This window comes from Acinetobacter sp. F-1 (assembly GCF_022869025.1).
GTDB lineage: Bacteria > Pseudomonadota > Gammaproteobacteria > Pseudomonadales > Moraxellaceae > Acinetobacter > Acinetobacter pseudolwoffii.
In genome coordinates this window covers 51,801-69,061 of record NZ_JAJKFX010000015.1, presented here as the reverse complement: position 1 = coordinate 69,061, position 17,261 = coordinate 51,801, and the positions used below count along the sequence as shown (strand labels likewise).

At 43.6% G+C, this 17,261-nt stretch carries 15 protein-coding genes; 11 read left to right on the top strand and 4 right to left on the bottom strand.

Annotated features, from left to right (window positions below; translation table 11 throughout):
• Positions 1-150 precede the first annotated feature (150 nt).
• From LOZ91_RS12705 to LOZ91_RS12680, 6 genes are all read left to right on the top strand, one after another.
• Entirely contained in the window at positions 151-1,398 is a 1,248-nt protein-coding gene (locus LOZ91_RS12705) for an esterase-like activity of phytase family protein (protein WP_244783328.1), read from the top strand.
• 288 nt (positions 1,399-1,686) lie between these two features.
• Positions 1,687-3,051 (top strand): MFS transporter, encoded by a 1,365-nt coding sequence (locus tag LOZ91_RS12700; protein WP_171255752.1) that lies wholly within the window; start codon positions 1,687-1,689, stop codon positions 3,049-3,051.
• Positions 3,052-3,388: 337 nt separating this feature from the next.
• Positions 3,389-4,738 (top strand): aromatic acid/H+ symport family MFS transporter, encoded by a 1,350-nt coding sequence (locus tag LOZ91_RS12695; RefSeq protein WP_180072917.1) that lies wholly within the window; start codon positions 3,389-3,391, stop codon positions 4,736-4,738.
• A gap of 111 nt (positions 4,739-4,849) precedes the next feature.
• Positions 4,850-5,281, top strand: coding sequence for a hypothetical protein (locus LOZ91_RS12690; protein ID WP_244783327.1), 432 nt, complete (start codon positions 4,850-4,852; stop codon positions 5,279-5,281).
• Positions 5,282-5,284: 3 nt separating this feature from the next.
• Positions 5,285-5,656, top strand: a complete 372-nt coding sequence (locus tag LOZ91_RS12685) for a hypothetical protein (protein WP_244783326.1) — start codon at positions 5,285-5,287, stop codon at positions 5,654-5,656.
• Positions 5,657-5,711: 55 nt separating this feature from the next.
• Positions 5,712-6,035 (top strand): ankyrin repeat domain-containing protein, encoded by a 324-nt coding sequence (locus tag LOZ91_RS12680; protein ID WP_244783324.1) that lies wholly within the window; start codon positions 5,712-5,714, stop codon positions 6,033-6,035.
• Positions 6,036-6,083: 48 nt separating this feature from the next.
• Here the strand turns inward: LOZ91_RS12680 and LOZ91_RS12675 are convergent, their stop codons facing one another.
• Together LOZ91_RS12675 and LOZ91_RS12670 are read right to left on the bottom strand one after the other, a co-directional pair.
• A complete protein-coding gene (locus tag LOZ91_RS12675) occupies positions 6,084-6,635 on the bottom strand; it encodes a type 1 glutamine amidotransferase domain-containing protein (RefSeq protein ID WP_244783322.1) in 552 nt (183 codons plus the stop codon).
• A 379-nt stretch (positions 6,636-7,014) separates the two neighbouring features.
• A complete protein-coding gene (locus tag LOZ91_RS12670) occupies positions 7,015-7,704 on the bottom strand; it encodes a TIGR04219 family outer membrane beta-barrel protein (RefSeq protein WP_244783321.1) in 690 nt (229 codons plus the stop codon).
• 135 nt (positions 7,705-7,839) lie between these two features.
• On the opposite strand from LOZ91_RS12670, the gene LOZ91_RS12665 reads away from it, so the two are divergent.
• The 4 genes from LOZ91_RS12665 (at position 7,840) to zupT (ending at position 12,372) form a co-directional block, all read left to right on the top strand.
• On the top strand, positions 7,840-9,288 hold the full coding sequence (locus tag LOZ91_RS12665) for an aldehyde dehydrogenase family protein (RefSeq protein ID WP_244783320.1): 1,449 nt from the start codon (positions 7,840-7,842) through the stop codon (positions 9,286-9,288).
• Positions 9,289-9,875: 587 nt separating this feature from the next.
• Positions 9,876-11,351: a sodium-dependent transporter gene (locus LOZ91_RS12660; protein ID WP_074383770.1), complete on the top strand. Its 1,476-nt coding sequence runs from the start codon at positions 9,876-9,878 to the stop codon at positions 11,349-11,351.
• Between the two features lie 10 nt (positions 11,352-11,361).
• The gene (locus LOZ91_RS12655) at positions 11,362-11,472 is read left to right on the top strand and encodes a methionine/alanine import family NSS transporter small subunit (protein WP_005173576.1); all 111 of its coding nucleotides are present in this window, start codon (positions 11,362-11,364) and stop codon (positions 11,470-11,472) included.
• Positions 11,473-11,562: 90 nt separating this feature from the next.
• A complete protein-coding gene (gene zupT, locus LOZ91_RS12650) occupies positions 11,563-12,372 on the top strand; it encodes a zinc transporter ZupT (RefSeq protein ID WP_159516528.1) in 810 nt (269 codons plus the stop codon).
• 84 nt (positions 12,373-12,456) lie between these two features.
• Here zupT and rsmB read toward each other — a convergent pair whose 3' ends face one another.
• On the bottom strand, positions 12,457-13,764 hold the full coding sequence (rsmB, locus tag LOZ91_RS12645; protein WP_244783319.1) for a 16S rRNA (cytosine(967)-C(5))-methyltransferase RsmB: 1,308 nt from the start codon (positions 13,762-13,764) through the stop codon (positions 12,457-12,459).
• Positions 13,761-14,723 (bottom strand): methionyl-tRNA formyltransferase, encoded by a 963-nt coding sequence (fmt, locus tag LOZ91_RS12640; protein ID WP_100357652.1) that lies wholly within the window; start codon positions 14,721-14,723, stop codon positions 13,761-13,763. The genes rsmB and fmt overlap by 4 nt, the downstream gene beginning before the upstream one ends.
• 406 nt (positions 14,724-15,129) lie before the next feature.
• Here fmt and ilvD point away from each other — a divergent pair, with 406 nt between their 5' ends.
• Complete coding sequence (gene ilvD / locus LOZ91_RS12635) at positions 15,130-16,959, top strand: dihydroxy-acid dehydratase (protein WP_244783318.1); 1,830 nt, start codon at positions 15,130-15,132, stop codon at positions 16,957-16,959.
• Positions 16,960-17,261: the final 302 nt, after the last annotated feature.

The following is a 17,261-nucleotide window of genomic DNA, read 5'->3' as shown; positions in this document are numbered from 1 at the left end:
CCCCTGCATAAGCAGGGGGGTGTTTTTTTGTGTGTGGGGTTTATAATTATTAAGATAAAACTGTCCTTAAAACTTCATCTCATCGCAACTGTCCTGTCATTCACACTGTATTAAATAAGACGTCGACTTTATAAAAAGATGAATAGACGTATGAGAAAAATTTCTTTAAGTTTGCTGGCGGTCTCTGTATTCGCTCTGACGGCATGCAATGAATCCGATGATAAAGCCCTTCAGCCCATCGAAAGCGTAACTGAACCAACTTTGGTGTCTTTTGCCAAACTGGATGTAGAGACCTATGCAGAAGGCCTTGATTCAGGACGAGATGTACGTGGGGCAAATGGTATTTTTCCTCCATTTTCAGGCCAGCCTGTACAGGGTTTTTCTGCTGCATTAAAGCAGCCGGATGGAACTTATCTGGTGATGTCGGATAATGGCTTTGGCTCGCAAGATAATTCTTCTGATTATTTATTGCGTTTGCATCATCTTTCTAGCGACTTCAGAACCAAGGCGGGCGGTACAGCAACTGTCAAACATTTATCTTATATTCAGCTTCGTGATCCGAACAAACTGATTCCTTTTGAAATTGTCCATCAGAATACTCAAGAGCGTTTATTGACAGGTGCTGACTTTGATCCGGAATCTATGCAGCGTGCGCCCAATGGCGATATCTGGATTGGAGATGAATTTGGCCCTTATTTATTACATTTTAGTGCAGATGGAATATTAAAAAGTCCGCCGATTGCTTTAGCGCATCCATTAGAAGCTGGAACTGAACTCAGATCTCCACAAAATCAGCTAAACAAGGGGACTACCGGTTATATTGAACCTTTGGTACAGCGGAGTGGGGGCTTTGAAGGTATGGCAATTTCCCCCAATGGTCGCTATTTATATCCTTTACTTGAAAAACCTTTATTAAATGCCACGACGCCACAACTAATCATTTCAGAATTTGATCTGGAAAAGAAAGTTTATACTAGAAATTTCTATTATTTTGAGTTGGCTTCGAAAGCCTCTGCAATTGGTGATTTTCAGTTATTTAGTGCCAAAGAAGGTGTGATTATTGAACGTGATGACAGTGAAAATAATCTGGGCGGCTATAAAAAATTAATCAAGGTCAGATTGAATCAGTCCGGTGAGTCTGTCGCACGTGAAGAACTGGTTAATTTAATGGATCTGGCCAATCCAGATTTACTTTATGGTCCGGTACGTCCGGGAGATCTTGCCACCGGTCAGCGCTTTGGTTTTCCATTTCAGACCATTGAAGACATTATTATTGAAGGGCCTGATTTAATTACCGTCTTTAATGACAATAACTTTCCCGGTTCAAGTGGTCGTAATCGAAATCTGGCAGATGATAATGAAATTATTCAAATCCGATTAGCTCAAGCATTATATTAATTTCAGTTTTTTCTCAATTTTAAAACGTTCCCTGAGTCTGAGAACTCAGGGATTTTTATATCGAAGAAGTAGCTTGAATTGTTAAGAAATCATTAAAAACTGGACGCATGGGTTTAGAATTTTGAGCAAAGCTTAAGACTTTAGTCGCATATTGCCTGAAAATTAGCTGTGTTGAACTAAGTTGTTGCACGAACATGGCGATAAGAATCATTAAAAATAATAAATAAGAGTTAGTGGCATGTGTCGTGCTGAAAACAACGAATAATAACTCACAGGAGGTGAGTAAAAATGGTAGAAAACACGAAAATGGCAGCAAATACGGTTAGTGTGAATGATGTGATTGATCAGGCAAAATTCAATAAATTTCACTTAAGCATTGTATTGTGGTGTTTGTTTATTGTTCTATTTGACGGGTATGATTTAGCAATTAACGGTGTCGTTCTGCCTCTACTGATGCAGGAGTGGGGCATGAGTGCTGTTGAAGCAGGCATGCTTGCCAGTACAGCACTAGCCGGCATGATGTTTGGTGCCATGCTGTTTGGGATGCTTGCAGACAAAATCGGTCGTAAAAAAGTGATTTTAATTTGTGTCACTTTATTTAGTGCTTTTACATTTTTGGGTGGATTTACCACCACTCCAACAGAGTTTGGTATTTTACGTTTTATTGCCGGCTTGGGCATAGGCGGGGTATTACCTAACCTGGTTGCGTTAACCTCTGAATATGCGCCTAAACGTTTAAAAAGTACACTTGTAACCACCATGTTTAGTGGTTATGCCGTAGGTGGGATTATGGCTGCATTATGTGGTACATGGTTTACCCCAAGTTTTGGTTGGGAAATTATGTTCTTCATTGCAGGTATTCCCTTACTTTTTGTTCCATTGTTTTGGAAGTTCTTACCTGAGTCGCTAACTTTCTTGGTTAAAGAACAAAAAATGAATGAGGCACGTCATTTTATAAAACGAGTTGAGCCAACTGCAGACGTACGAGCAGATACTGAACTGGTTCTAGCGACAGGCGATCAGACACAAAGTGCATCAGTAAAAGCGTTATTTACAGAAAATCGTGCAATGGGAACATTCTTATTCTGGATTGCTTTCTTTATGTGCTTGCTCATGCTTTATGCACTTGGAAGTTGGCTGCCAAAACTCATGATGGCTGCGGGATATTCTTTAGGCAGCAGTTTAATGTTCTTATTAGCACTGAATATTGGTGCCGTGATCGGAACCATTAGCGGTGGTATTCTGGCAGACCGTTTTGACTTTAAACCTGTTCTTATTAGTATGTTAACTGTGGGTGTACTGTCTCTGGTTGGTTTAGGCTTTAACTCTCCAACACCTGTTATTTATTTACTTGTCAGTTTGGCAGGTGCTTCATCTATTGGTACCAGTATCTTGTTATATAGCTATGTTGCTCAATACTATCCTGTTGCAGTACGTTCTACCGGTATCGGTTGGGCGTCTGCTGTTGGGCGTACAGGTGCAATTGTAGGTCCAATTGTGATTGGTATGCTGCTGGGTATGGAATTACCACATAAATGGAATTTCATCGCGGTTGCCATGCCGGGTATTATTGGCATCATCGCTATTTCAATGATTCGTCAACCACAACCCGGTCGCGTTCAGGTGAAACAATTAAAAGCAGCCAAAATTTAAACGATCCTCATTGATTCATTCAGTTAAAAAAGCCCCTTTGTCTGAAGGGGTTTTTTATATTTTTAGTATGAAATAAAACCACTCAAAAAAAGTGATTGAGCTAAAAAATCTACAAATTCTGCTTAAATTAAAGTCATTATTATTAATAGCTTAAAATTTAATTTTTAATAATAATGTGACATATCACGCAAATAAATGGCATTACATTTGTCATAGCAGAATATCAATTAGTCTTATTGTGCCTTAAATCCCGCTTGCGTATATTGCCTGACATTGAAGATTGCCTTCAATCTTCAACAAAGATGTTATGGACAAGTACTCATGGGAGATGAGAACGATGACAACGGAAAAAATAGATGTAAATTCTGTAGTCGATAATGCGAAATTCACGCCTTTCCACTTCAATGTAGTTGCTTGGTGTTTACTCATTATCTTATTTGATGGCTACGATTTAGCAATCAATGGTGTGGTTTTACCCTTACTGATGCAAGACTGGGGCTTAAGTGCAGTGCAAGCGGGCATGCTTGCAAGTACCGCACTGGCTGGCATGATGTTTGGTGCGATGATCTTCGGTTCCCTCGCGGACAAGATCGGTCGTAAGAAAGTGATCATGATCTGTATTGTATTATTCAGTGGTTTAACTTTTGCGGGTGGCTTTGCCTCAAATCCAACCGAATTCGGTATTTTACGTTTTCTTGCCGGTCTGGGTATTGGTGGTGTCATGCCGAATCTGGTGGCATTGACTTCGGAATATGCGCCACAAAAAATGCGCAGTACCTTGGTAACCACCATGTTTAGTGGTTATGCCGTCGGTGGTGTAATGGCTGCGTTGTTGGGTTCATGGTTTACCCCAAGTTTTGGTTGGGAAATCATGTTCTTTATCGCGGGTATTCCATTATTTTTATTACCAGTGATCTGGAAATTTTTGCCAGAATCGCTGGCATTTATTGTGAAGCAAAACAAGCAGGCTGAAGCTCGTCAAATCGTACGTCGTCTGGCACCAAATCTAACGGTTACCGAGAATACAACGCTTACCCTGCCACAGGAAAATGTGCCTGAAGCAGCGAACGTGGTGAGCTTGTTCCGTCGTGGCCGTGCGGTCAATACCTTATTGTTCTGGGTCGCGTTCTTCACTTGTCTGTTAACCATGTATGCTTTAAGCAGCTGGTTACCGAAGTTGATGATGGCAGCGGGCTACTCGATGGACAACAGTCTGATGTTCATGATGGTGATGAACGTGGGTGCGGTTGTGGGTATTGTGGGTGGTGGTATTCTGGCGGATCGTTTCCACTTGAAACCGGTACTGATGTTCCTGGGTATTATGGGTGCGATTGTGATGAGCCTGATGGGCTTCCAGTCGAATTCGTTCCTGCTTTATATCTTGGTGTTCTTGGCGGGTGCAGCGTCGATTGGTTCGCAAATGTTGCTATATAGCTATGTTGCGCAGTTCTACCCACTTGCGGTACGTTCGACAGGTATTGGCTGGTCTTCTGCGATTGGTCGTATGGGTGCGATTGTAGGGCCAATCCTGATCGGTGGCTTACTGGGTATGAACCTGCCTGCTTACTTTAACTTTATGGCAGTCGGTTTACCGGTTCTGATTACTGCAATTGCGGTTGCGTTGATCATGCATGACAATGAATCTGAAAAGATTGGTGCAATTGAGCCAGCAGTGTCTAAAGCTTAAAGCTGAGTTTTTAAATAAGAAGCCTCCGAAAGGGGGCTTTTTTAATTTAATTGTTAAATTTTCAAAAGCTTGTATGATTAAAAAGTATATTTTTTATTCAAAGAGGGTTGAATGAACGTATGGTTATTCATACAAAATGCAATTTCAATACTGTCTGACGTATTTGCGATAGCCGCTGCAGGTATAGCTATTTGGCTTTTCTTCACTAAATCAAATGAAATTAAGACAGCTTTCAATTTACTTTTGAATTGGTCATTTCAACTTACTTTGACAGATTTAAAATCAAAAATAGAACGTTTAAATGAGTATTCAGCTAAAAATCCAGATGAGTTAGAAGAAATAAGAAATATTCTTCATGAAATAGCAGGTCAAATGAAAGGAAATGAGCAAATAGTAAAAACATCAAATGATCTAATTTCAAAAATTGAAAAGTTAGCAAGTAGTAAAAATCTAGATGAACCTCGAAAGCGTTCAATTATCAGTGAAATTCGTGAAGTATTGAGAAATATGCAGGTAAATTCCGTTGCATCACCTTTGGAGTAATAGATGTCTAAAATTGTACAAGCTATCAATGCAATGATAGTTAATCCAGATAAAATTAAATCGGTTATCGCTAGTGGAGCAGAATATTTTTTTATATATAAAGATAAATATAAGTGGTCAATAATTAAAAATGAGCAAGACGATTATATTATTTTCTATTATCCAGATGATATAAGTTTAGAAGAAGTGGTTTCTATCTCTAATCAGAATTGGCAAAACTTAAATGCTATAAAATATGCATTATCTGATATTCGTACTAGAGAGGCTGATGCTAGTTTTTCAGAGCTTTACACTCTAGTTTCTGAAAAGGCATATGGAATTGATGAAGTATTTAAAGACATTATTTCTGATCTAGATGAAGATTTACCATTCTAAAGATTAGAAAATTGGTATAACTTGATTAAAATCATCCCAGCATAGATTTAAAATTATGAAACTTAACTCATTCTCCCCAATCCCTGAAGATGATGATGAACTACATCTTCCTGAACTAGTGTACTGGGCATCTTTAGGCGACATCGAACAGGTCGAGCAGGGCTTGCAAGAAGGTCTGGACGTCAACTCTGCCGATGACGAAGGCTACAGCGCTTTACAGGCCGCTGCTGAAAATGATCATCTAGACGTAGTCAAGCTTCTGGTTAGCAAAGGTGCGGATATTGCCCATCGCAGTCCAAATACTGCACTAGAACTGGCCGAAATGGCAGGCAATAAAGAAGTGATGGCTTATCTAAAAAGCTTGATCGGAACTGTTTAAAGCAAAAAGAGAACCTCAATCATGAGGTTCTCTTTTTATGGTAGGAACTTAGGCAGCATCGCCTTCAAGTTCTTTTAAAATGGCTTCATTAAAGGCCGGAAGATCATCCGGATTCCGTGAAGTAATCAGTACCCAGCCGCCGGTATTACAGCGATGCACTTCTTCATCGACCCATTTACCGCCGGCATTTTCCAGATCCAGCTTGATGCTCTTATACGAGGTCAGATTCTTGTCTTTAATTCGATCTGCATCAATTAAGGCCCATGGCCCATGACAGATCGCCGCAATCGGTTTGTGATTGTCGGCAAAGTGCTGAATAATTTTCTGGGCATCCTGATTAATTCTTAAGGTATCTGCGTTGACTGTACCGCCTGGAATCACCAGCAGATCATAATCATTCAGGTCGACATGGTCGAAACTGGTATCAGGCGTATATTGGGTAGCAGCTTTGGTATCACCTTTGACAGTGGCTACATCTTCATTTTTTTCTGCAGCATGAATCACTTCAAAACCTTTGGACTTTAAAAAATTTAAAGGCTCAGTCAGTTCATCATGTTCAATACCTTGATTGGATGTAATAAAGAGGATCTTTTTTACCATGATTGCTGTTCCCAAAAAATGTGAGGATTTTTAGCTTAACAACAAGCCGATTTTTACAATGTTGGAGTTTTAACTCGGAACTGTTAAGCAATGATAAATAAAGCAATGCACAGAAAAAGAAATAGCAGAAAAAAAGCCCCAACATCCTGTTGGGGCTTTTTCCGTATCTCGTGATTTAGGTATAACTCCTGTCGTACCTCACGTCCTGATGCTTGCTTATTCTTGTTGTTTTTAGGTTTTCGGAGCATCCTGCTCTCTATGTGTCTAAAGTAATACACAAGCAGATTTTGTACCAGCAGCAGATTGCGCTTATTGTTGTACGCTTTGACTTACATGAACGCAGAGAAATTGAGCACGACCAGCTGCTGAATTCTTGGCATCAAAAATGTACATCTAAGCCAATATATGGGCCTTTAAATTCCAGCTGTAAATCTGGACGTTGATCCTGTTGAAAATCTACCGTCATCATGCGATAACCGATTTTGGCACCGACATCGACCAGCAGATTATCAATAAAATCATATTGCAGTTCAGCCTGTACATTGGTCTTTTTACTATCGCTGCCATGACTGTAAACGGCTTCTGCTTTGGCACTCAGTCCGGTAAATGGCAATTTAACCCCTGCAGTTGCATAGAGCAGTGGAGTGTATTCATCCAGATCGTATTGCGTGAAAGCCGCACTATTCAGGTTTTTTACCGTACCCTCCAGATTGCTTAAGCCTGCGCCTACATCGGCATGTACCACGGTATCCAGCAATTCGTAATACAGAATATAGTCAATATTCTTCAGTTTGATTTCTGAGGCATTGATCGGAGTGCTTTGTTCGCTGTTGCTGTCCAGATTGACATATTTGATTTTGGCATTCGGTAAAAGCGGAATCGGATGTTCAAAAGCCACGGACAGCTGCGCCGTACCTTGTCGATCCAGATCATGTTTCATACTGCTATTTTCGCTATAACCGTTAAAATTCCAGTAGCTGAGATCGGCTTTTGCCCCGATGAAATCTGCATGACTGAGCGTGCTTAATCCAAAACTGAAGAATAATGTGGCGAGTATTTTTGTCTGCATGACAGTGAGTCCCTAAAGCTTTATTAAAATTGAGCGTGTCTGGTTACTTAAAAACATCTTCTTAATATTTATCAGCAAGTGCATGATATAGAGAATTTCAAAAATGTATATCCTGGGATTTTGAAGGACTAAAAAATGCGATCTACAGCAGTACAACAGTGTAAAGACTATTCATTCTATGTGGCTGGTCAGGCGGTTCAGACCGGAGAATGGCTAGAGGTTAAACATAAATATACGCAAGCACTCTATGCACGTGTCGCTTTGGCCGATGCCAAAAGCCTGGAGCAGGCCATCCAGTCTGCCCTAGACACCGAGGCAGAGATGGCGGCTTTAGAACCCTTTCAAAAACAGAAAATTCTACTGCATTGTGTGCGCCGTTTTCATGAAATTCGTGAAGAACTGACTGAAATTCTGATTGCAGAAGGCGGTAAACCGCGCAAAGCGGCAGAAGCCGAAGTCGAGCGTCTGATTAATACCTTTCAAATTGCCGCAGATGCCGTGACTCAAATCGATCAGGGACGTATGCTGCCTTTGGCTGTAACCGCGGCAGCATCGGGGTATCAGGGTATGGTTAAGAAGGTGCCGATTGGCGCAGTGTCTTTAATCAGCCCTTTTAATTTCCCCTTAAATCTGACCGCCCACAAAATTGCACCAGCAATTGCTGCCGGTTGTCCTTTCGTGTTGAAACCCGCTAGTCTGACGCCGATTTCTGCCTTGAAAATTGCCGAGATTCTGGCGGAAACCGATTTGCCGAAAGGCGCATTTTCAGTTTTACCCTGTCCGCGCGAGCTGGCCGATGTGCTGGTCACCGATGACCGTTTTAAATTACTCAGTTTTACCGGTTCCGATGTGGTGGGTTGGGATATGAAAGCGCGAGCTGGCCGCAAAAAAGTGGTTCTGGAGCTGGGCGGTAATGCCGCAGTCATGATCGAGCCGGATACCGAAATTAATGATGCCTTGATTACCCGTCTGGTTGGCGGTGCTTATGGTCATGCCGGGCAGGTCTGTATCAGTGTACAGCGCATTCTGGTGCATCAGGATATTTATGCCGAAGTCAGAGATAAACTGCTTGCAAAACTCAAACATCTGAAAGCCACCGATCCAAATCTGAGCACAACTTTGGTCGGCCCGATGATCAAGGAAGCAGAAGCCAAACGCCTGAAAAAATGGCTGGAAAAAGCCGTGAAAAAGGATGCCAGAATTCTGGCAGGTGGTGAGCTGGATGGCGTGATGTTCGCACCGACTTTATTGGAAAACGTGGATCATAATCTGGAAATTTACCGTGATGAAGTCTTTGGTCCGGTGGCGATGATTGAACCTTATCCTGATTTTGAAGCGGGGATTGCCTGTATCAATCGTAGCCGTTTTGGCTTGCAAGCTGGGGTCTATACCCAGAATCTGAACAAGATGCTGTATGCCTGGGATCATCTGCATGTGGGCGGTGTCATCATCAATGATATTCCATCTTTCCGAGTCGATAACATGCCTTATGGCGGGGTTAAAGATTCAGGTCTGGGCCGTGAAGGGATTCAGTCAGCCATTCGCGACATGCAGGAAGAGCGCATGCTGGTGATTAAAGCCTAAGTTCAGAATATTCATCGCTTCGATATCACAGGTGGCTGGTTTTTAAATCTGCTTGTGATATCTGAGCCGGTTTTTAAAGAGGTTAAAGTTCCATGAGAGACTTTGATTTCCCATATCACAGCTTGGTCACGCGCCTTACTATAAGCTGTTTCATCGTCCAATAATGATCTAAAAACAGATGCTGGATTAGAGTCTTGCAATACATTTTTTAAAACAGCGACCCTGTAGTAAAACTTAAGAAAAAATATATTCCAAAAAGTTTGTCAATATATAACTTGTTTAATCTGGCTTATTTCGCAGAATTATTGAACGCTTAATTCGAATAGATTATAAATAACGAATATTTTCAGCAGAATTTACAGAAAAAATTTAAAAAAGTCAGTATTGTTGAACCATCTACAAGGTCAGCTTTTCGATCAGACTTTAAGCAAGATGTAAGACCTGCTGACCTGTTTGTACATTAGAATTCGACGCCCAAAAGGTGCAGCTCTAATCCAAACACCCAAAATAATTGAAATGCTTCTTTATTTGCTTGCGCTATAACCATAACAAGCAGCATCTGAAGGGGTTTAAAGTTTAGGTGTTCTATGACAGAAACTCGTGAGAATTGGTCTGCACGATCAGGATTCATTATTGCAGCCATTGGTTCCGCCGTTGGCTTGGGAAATATCTGGCGTTTCCCTTATGTGGCTTATGAAAATGGGGGTGGGGCATTCCTGATCCCTTACCTGATTGCGATTTTTGCAGCAGGTTTGCCTTTATTGTTTTTAGACTATGCGGTCGGACACAAGTTCCGTAAAGCACCACCCATGGCCTATAAAAAACTCATGAATGCCGAATCCTTGGGGTGGTGGCAGGTGATGGTGACCCTGATCATCGGGATTTATTATGCCAGCGTCTTGTCCTGGGCCGGCAGTTATATGTTCTATTCCTTTGGGCAGCAGTGGGGCACAGATACCCAGGACTTCTTTTTCAACACTTATCTGCAAAATGGTGAAGGTTTAAGTTTAGGTTTTGTTCCTGTCCTGTTTTTTGGTCTGGTGGTTGTTTGGGCTGCGGTGATGCTGATTCTTTACGGTGGGGTACGCCGTGGAGTGGAACTGGCGAATAAAATCTTTATGCCACTTCTGGTAATTTTATTCTCTATTCTGGTGATTCAGGCAGTACGCTTACCGGGTGCAGTCGACGGCTTAAATGCTTTCTTTACGCCGAACTGGGAGGCCATGAGCAACTATAAAGTCTGGCTGGCCGCATTTGGTCATATCTTCTTCTCACTGTCGGTGGGCTTTGGGATTATGTTGACCTATGCCTCTTATTTGAAACGCAAAACCAACTTGACCGGTTCTGGGATCGTGGTGGCACTGGCCAACTCATCCTTTGAAATTCTGGCGGGTATTGGTGTATTTGCAGCGCTTGGTTTTATGGCCTTCAGCGCAGGTGCAAATGTTGAAGATGTTGTATCTGGCGGTATTGGTCTGGCCTTTATTGCTTTCCCGAAAATCATTTCCAGTTTAGGTGCAGGCGGTGACCTGTTTGGCTTCCTGTTCTTTGCTTCATTGACCGTTGCCGGTATTACCTCGATGGTCAGTATCCTGCAAGTTCCGATTGCCGCATTCCAGGACAAACTGGGCTGGTCGAAGAACAAGTCAGTCACGATTATTGCCGGTGGTTCAGCGGTGATTTCTACCTTGATGTTCTCGACCCATAGTGCGATTACCTTTGTCGACATTATTGACTACTTTGCCAATAATATCGGTATTGTCGGTGGTGGTTTGATCTCCATTATTCTGTTGTCGTGGTTCCGTCGTCCATTGATGAAGCAGCTGGAAGGCCATGTGAATCAGTTTGCCAGCGTGAAACTTGGTCGCAGCTGGAACTTCATGCTGACCGTCATCACGCCGTTGTCCTTATTAATGGCATTGGGTCTGACCCTGAAATCGATCATGGCAGAAGGTTATGGTGGCTATGCTGCCAGCACCCTGTGGATGGTGGGTGGAGGTGTCATGGCATTCTTTATTCTGGGCGCCATTCTGTTTAGTCTGGTCAAAGACCGTCATAGCTAGGAGAGCGACTATGAATACATCTGCACTGGTGATGATGATCATCTCTATCGTTTTATTGTGGGGTGGTCTGGTACTGTCCGTGATTCATCTGGCAAAAAATCCGGAAGAACCAGAAGACTAAAAATCTTCACATAAACCTACTGTTTTACTGTAAACGAAAGTCATTATCATCTATGGTGATAATGACTTTTTTAATGGCTGACGATTTGGCATGATTTCCGTTTCAGATGGACAAGTCTATACAGCCTTTGCCGTGACCTTGTTCGCTGGGCTTGCCACCGTAGTGGGTGGAGGACTGATACTCTTCTTAAAAAAACCCAATTTCCGTCTGCTGGCCTTTGGTCTGGCCTTTGCCGCGGGCGCCATGATCTATGTTTCTTTAACCGAAATTCTGAATAAATCGATTGCCTCCTTTAGTCTGGCTTTTGATGAAAAAACCGGTTTTGCCTTTGGCACCTTTGCATTTTTGTTGGGCGTGATTCTGGTGTTATTGCTGGATCATTTTGTGCCAAATCCGCATGAAACTGTTGAAACGCATGCCAGTGAGGGCGTCAGTTCACCGCAACTATTGCGTACCGGCATGCTGACTTTATTCGCCATTAGCGCACATAACCTGCCAGAAGGTCTGGCGACCTTTTTTGCCACGCTGGAAAGTCCTGCCTTGGGTGCGCCTTTGGCGGTGGCAATTGCGATTCATAATATCCCGGAAGGTGTGGCAATTGCCTTGCCAGTGTATATGGCGACCGGACGCAAAGATTATGCGCTCTGGGCCAGTCTGGTGTCGGGACTGGCTGAACCTTTGGGTGCTGCCTTGGGCTATTTTATTCTGGCGCCTTATATGAGCGATACGGTATATGGTCTGGTGTTTGGCCTGATTGGCGGGGTGATGGTCTATCTGGCACTGGATGAGTTATTGCCGACGGCAAAACGTTATGCCGAAGGACATGAAACCGTCTATGGACTGGTGAGTGGCATGGCTGCACTGGCAACCAGTCTGGTGATCTTTAAGTTTATTCAGTAAGTCCTGTTACAAGTCGGCCATGCAATAAAGCATGCAATAAAAAAGGCAGCCGAAGCTACCTTTTCCGACTTTAAAAATGATGATTTATGCGATCTTTTCAATACGACAATAGAAGAAGCCATCGCCTTGATCTGCTTTCGGCAACAACTGACGACCATGTATCTGTTCGATGCCCCAATCGGCTTCGATCTTGATTTCCTTGGCATCGGCATGCTGGGCAAAAAACTCGACCATCTGCTGTTCATTTTCCGCTTTCAGAATCGAACAGGTAATGTAGAGCAAGGTGCCGCCGACTTTTAACTGCTGCCACATATTTTCCAGAATCTGCTTTTGCAGCGCGACGGTTTGCGGAATATCTGTGGAATGACGCAGCAAGCGAATATCCGGATGACGACGAATCACACCAATCGCAGAACATGGCGCATCCAGTACGATACAGTCGACTGGTTCAGGCGCTGTCCAGTTGATGGCATCGGCTGCAATAATTTCAACTTCGGCATATTCTGTTAACAGTAGGCGTTCCAGATTTTCTGCCACACGCACTAAACGTTTGGCGTCCTGATCAATTGCATACAGCTTTTTCGGGCTGTATTTTTCCAGAATATGCGCAGTTTTCCCACCCGGCGCAGCGCAGGCATCGACCACGACCTTGCCTTCAAGATCAGGCACTAAAGTTGCGCAAAGCTGTGCGTGTTCATCCTGAACCGAGAAACCGCCGGCTTCATAGCCTGGCAGGTTCGGAATATGCACGTTTTGTTCCAGCACAATGCCGACTTCAGACAGGGTACAGGCGCGTGCTTCATAACCTTCTTCTTCCAGAATTTCCAGATATTCATCACGGCTGACCTGATTGACATTGACACGCAAGGTCAACGGCGCAATCTGTTTTAACTCATGCGACAGTTCAGCCAGCTGTTCCGGCCAGTCTTTCTTTAAACGCTTAAATAACCAGCTTGGCAGGCCATGCGCCTGATTTAAAGCCAGATCAAATTCTTCTGTTTCACGTGAAACACGACGCAGCACCGCATTGACCAGACCACTTAAAGGTTCGAATCCCAGCTGTTTGGCTGCTGTCACCGTTTCTGAAATCGCAGCATGCGCCGGAATACGGGTACATAGAATCTGGTATAAACCTAAATATAAGCAGCTTTCCAAGGCCTGATTATCGAGAGGTTTGGTTAACAGTGGCAGGGTAATGGCTTTCAGGCCATGCCACTGACGTAAACAGCCCAAAGTTAACTCGTGATACAAGCCACGGTCACGTTCAGACACAATATTGATATGTTGGTTGAGTACAGAAGCAAGTGATTGGCCGTTTTGTACAGCCAATAGCGTTTTTACAACTTGCGCGCGCAAATTCAAGTTTTTAGCTGATGATTGAATTTGGCTCATGCGAATTTATATCCTACCGATAGTTTTTGAGTTTGATTAATTTGAACAGCATTCAGGGCTTTGCCACCTGGCCATTGCAGATTGGTGATGCAAATGGCGTTCTGATCACCACACATCACATGTACGCCGTCTTTATCCAGGGCAATCACTTCGCCAGGCAAAGCATTACTTGCGTTGTGCGTAGAAAGTGATGAGTTCCAGATGCGTAAATTGTTTGTGTCATCCAGCGGGGTAAAGGCTACCGGCCAAGGATTAAAAGCACGGATATTACGGTCAATCTCTGCCGCAGCTTGTGTCCAGTCAATTTGCGCTTCTGCTTTAGACAGTTTATGTGCATAGACCGTCAGGCTGTCATCTTGCACTTCACGCTGTGCTAAATAGTGCTGCAAGGTCTGTTCCGATTCTAAAACCTTTAGCGTCGCTTCAGCGCCCTGTAGCGCCAGTTTGTCATGCAGGCTGGCAGAGGTATCTTCGGCGGTAATTGGACAGATGGTTTTGTACATCATGTCCCCGGTATCCAGACCAGCCGCCATTTTCATAATGGTCACACCGGTCTCGGCATCGCCAGTGGCAATCGCGCGCTGAATCGGCGCCGCACCGCGCCAGCGTGGCAACAGGGAACCATGAATATTCAGGCAACCATATTTTGGTGTATCCAGAACCACTTGTGGCAGGATCAGGCCATAGGCTGCCACCACCATCACATCTGCATTTAAGGCTTTGAGTTCTGCTTGCGCTGCCAGACCTTCTTCAGTCGATGACTTAAAATGCAAAGGCTGATAAACCGGAATATTGTATTCAAGCGCCAACTGCTTGACCGCAGATGCCGTGAGTTTTTGTCCGCGTCCGGCCTTGCGGTCAGGCTGGGTATACACCGCCACAATTTCATGCTCGGTTTTGAGCAGCGCAGCCAATGCAGTCGCTGCAAATTCTGGTGTGCCTGCAAATATGATCTTCACACATGAAATTCCAAATAAACTTAAAGCGTATTATAAGCCAAAAGCCAAATTTCAGCCTAATCGTTGCAAAAACTTATTGGATAAGACCGGTGAGTGCTTGAATTTCAGTGGAATTTTTATATAAAAAAAACTCATGCAAATTGTAAAAATTATTCATGAAAGTTTTGTATTGTCCTGATGATGATGACGGTATAGTAGATTTCATCAAGAAATTTTTATCGTCAGATCATTACGACCTCTCTATAGACATTTTTGCCTGCATCTACAACCAAAGGGTCATCTTGTAAAACAAGGGCTTGTAGTATGATAGGTGTAAAATTCAACTGATTTACTCATTGTCAGTATGATTTAGCCAGAGTGGATCTGTCCGGTTCATTTCAAGCTCAAACTTTGTTGGAAATATAAAATGCCTGACTATCGTTCAAAAACATCGACACACGGAAGAAATATGGCTGGCGCACGCGGTTTATGGCGTGCTACCGGAATGAAAGATGAAGATTTCGGTAAGCCGATTATTGCGGTGGTGAACTCGTTCACCCAGTTTGTACCGGGTCATGTGCATCTCAAAGACCTGGGGCAGCTGGTGGCACGTCAAATTGAAGCGTCAGGCGGTGTGGCAAAAGAATTCAATACCATTGCAGTCGATGATGGCATCGCGATGGGTCATGACGGCATGCTGTACTCATTGCCTTCACGTGACCTGATTGCTGACTCGGTTGAATACATGGTTAATGCACACTGTGCAGATGCGATGGTGTGTATTTCAAACTGTGACAAAATCACCCCGGGCATGTTGATGGCTGCGATGCGCCTGAACATTCCGGTGGTATTTGTCTCTGGTGGCCCGATGGAAGCAGGTAAAGTCCAAATCCGTGGTAATGAACAGGCGATTGACCTTGTTGATGCGATGATCGTGGCTGCTGATGACAACTATACTGACGAAGAAGTCAAAGCCTATGAACGTTCTGCATGTCCAACCTGTGGTTCGTGTTCAGGAATGTTCACGGCCAACTCCATGAACTGCTTAACCGAAGCGCTTGGTTTATCTTTACCGGGCAATGGCTCTACGCTGGCAACCCATGCCAACCGTAAAAAATTATTCGAGCGTGCAGGTCAGTTGATTGTGGAAATCACCAAGCGTCATTATGAGCAAAATGATTACAGCGTATTGCCGCGTAATGTTGCAACCAAAGCATCGTATGAAAATGCCATGACTTTAGATATCGCGATGGGTGGTTCAACCAACACCGTTCTTCACTTGTTGGCAGCTGCTCACGAAGCAGAAGTAGACTTCACCATGGACGATATCGACCGTTTATCTCGTAAAGTGCCTGTACTGTGTAAAGTGGCACCTGCGGTTAAAAACGTCCACATGGAAGATATTCACCGTGCCGGCGGCATTATGTCGATCCTCGGTGAACTAGACCGTGGTGGCTTACTGGATACGTCTGTACCGACCGTACATGAAGCAACGTTGAAAGATGCTTTAGACAAATGGGACATCATCCGTACTGAAGATGAAGAGGTATATAACTTCTTCAAATCGGCACCGGGCGGTGTACCAACCCAAACTGCATTCTCACAAGATCGTTATTACACCCGTCTAGATGGCGACCGTGAAAATGGTGTAATACGTAATGTTGAACATGCCTTCTCGCAAGACGGCGGTTTGGCAGTGCTTTACGGCAACATTGCACTGGATGGTTGTATCGTCAAAACAGCAGGCGTGGACGACTCCATCTTAAAATTCAATGGCACAGCACGTGTCTTTGAGAGCCAGGATTCTGCTGTAGACGCGATTTTAGGTGGCAAAATCACGGCAGGTGATGTGGTGGTGATCCGTTACGAAGGTCCACGTGGTGGGCCGGGTATGCAAGAAATGCTGTATCCAACCAGTTACTTAAAATCGAAAGGTTTGGGTAAAGACTGTGCGCTTGTTACAGATGGTCGTTTCTCGGGCGGCTCATCAGGTCTTTCCATTGGTCACGTTTCTCCAGAAGCAGCTGAAGGCGGTGCGATTGGTTTGGTTGAAGATGGCGACCGTATCGAAATTGATATACCAAATCGTAGCATTCATTTAGCAGTTGAAGATTCGGTGATGGCTGAACGTCGTGCAGCGCAAGAAGCCAAAGGCTGGAAACCCGCTGAAGAGCGTCCGCGTAAAATTTCAAAAGCATTGAAAGCCTATGCAATGCATACCACAAGTGCGGCGAAAGGTGCGGTACGTGATATCTAAGCTGTAATCTTATAGTACAGAAAAGCACCTCTAGATGAGGTGCTTTTTTTATACAAGAAACTATTTTTAGACTTTCCAAATTTTGCCCAGTGGAGTGCGACAGGAAGTCGCACGTTTGCCCGTATGGCAGGGATGCCATATCGGGCAAATAAGGGGCTTTTCTTGCGAACTCAAAATATATTTTGAGATTCTCATTTTGGCCCGGCAAAAGTAAAAGTGCCTACGAGATAACATTAAAAATTACTCAGGTAATTTGAGGCTGTATGGTAAAAAATCGAAGATCCACTTAAAATCAAAGCTTT

What these genes read in the sequence shown, in the direction of transcription:
- LOZ91_RS12705 (WP_244783328.1), top strand. Translation starts at nt 151, where the DNA reads ATGAGAAAAATTTCTTTAAGTTTGCTGGCGGTCTCTGTATTCGCTCTG.
- LOZ91_RS12700 (WP_171255752.1), top strand. Translation starts at nt 1,687, where the DNA reads ATGGTAGAAAACACGAAAATGGCAGCAAATACGGTTAGTGTGAATGAT.
- LOZ91_RS12695 (WP_180072917.1), top strand. Translation starts at nt 3,389, where the DNA reads ATGACAACGGAAAAAATAGATGTAAATTCTGTAGTCGATAATGCGAAA.
- LOZ91_RS12690 (WP_244783327.1), top strand. Translation starts at nt 4,850, where the DNA reads ATGAACGTATGGTTATTCATACAAAATGCAATTTCAATACTGTCTGAC.
- LOZ91_RS12685 (WP_244783326.1), top strand. Translation starts at nt 5,285, where the DNA reads ATGTCTAAAATTGTACAAGCTATCAATGCAATGATAGTTAATCCAGAT.
- LOZ91_RS12680 (WP_244783324.1), top strand. Translation starts at nt 5,712, where the DNA reads ATGAAACTTAACTCATTCTCCCCAATCCCTGAAGATGATGATGAACTA.
- LOZ91_RS12675 (WP_244783322.1), bottom strand. Translation starts at nt 6,635, where the DNA reads ATGGTAAAAAAGATCCTCTTTATTACATCCAATCAAGGTATTGAACAT.
- LOZ91_RS12670 (WP_244783321.1), bottom strand. Translation starts at nt 7,704, where the DNA reads ATGCAGACAAAAATACTCGCCACATTATTCTTCAGTTTTGGATTAAGC.
- LOZ91_RS12665 (WP_244783320.1), top strand. Translation starts at nt 7,840, where the DNA reads ATGCGATCTACAGCAGTACAACAGTGTAAAGACTATTCATTCTATGTG.
- LOZ91_RS12660 (WP_074383770.1), top strand. Translation starts at nt 9,876, where the DNA reads ATGACAGAAACTCGTGAGAATTGGTCTGCACGATCAGGATTCATTATT.
- LOZ91_RS12655 (WP_005173576.1), top strand. Translation starts at nt 11,362, where the DNA reads ATGAATACATCTGCACTGGTGATGATGATCATCTCTATCGTTTTATTG.
- zupT (WP_159516528.1), top strand. Translation starts at nt 11,563, where the DNA reads ATGATTTCCGTTTCAGATGGACAAGTCTATACAGCCTTTGCCGTGACC.
- rsmB (WP_244783319.1), bottom strand. Translation starts at nt 13,764, where the DNA reads ATGAGCCAAATTCAATCATCAGCTAAAAACTTGAATTTGCGCGCGCAA.
- ilvD (WP_244783318.1), top strand. Translation starts at nt 15,130, where the DNA reads ATGCCTGACTATCGTTCAAAAACATCGACACACGGAAGAAATATGGCT.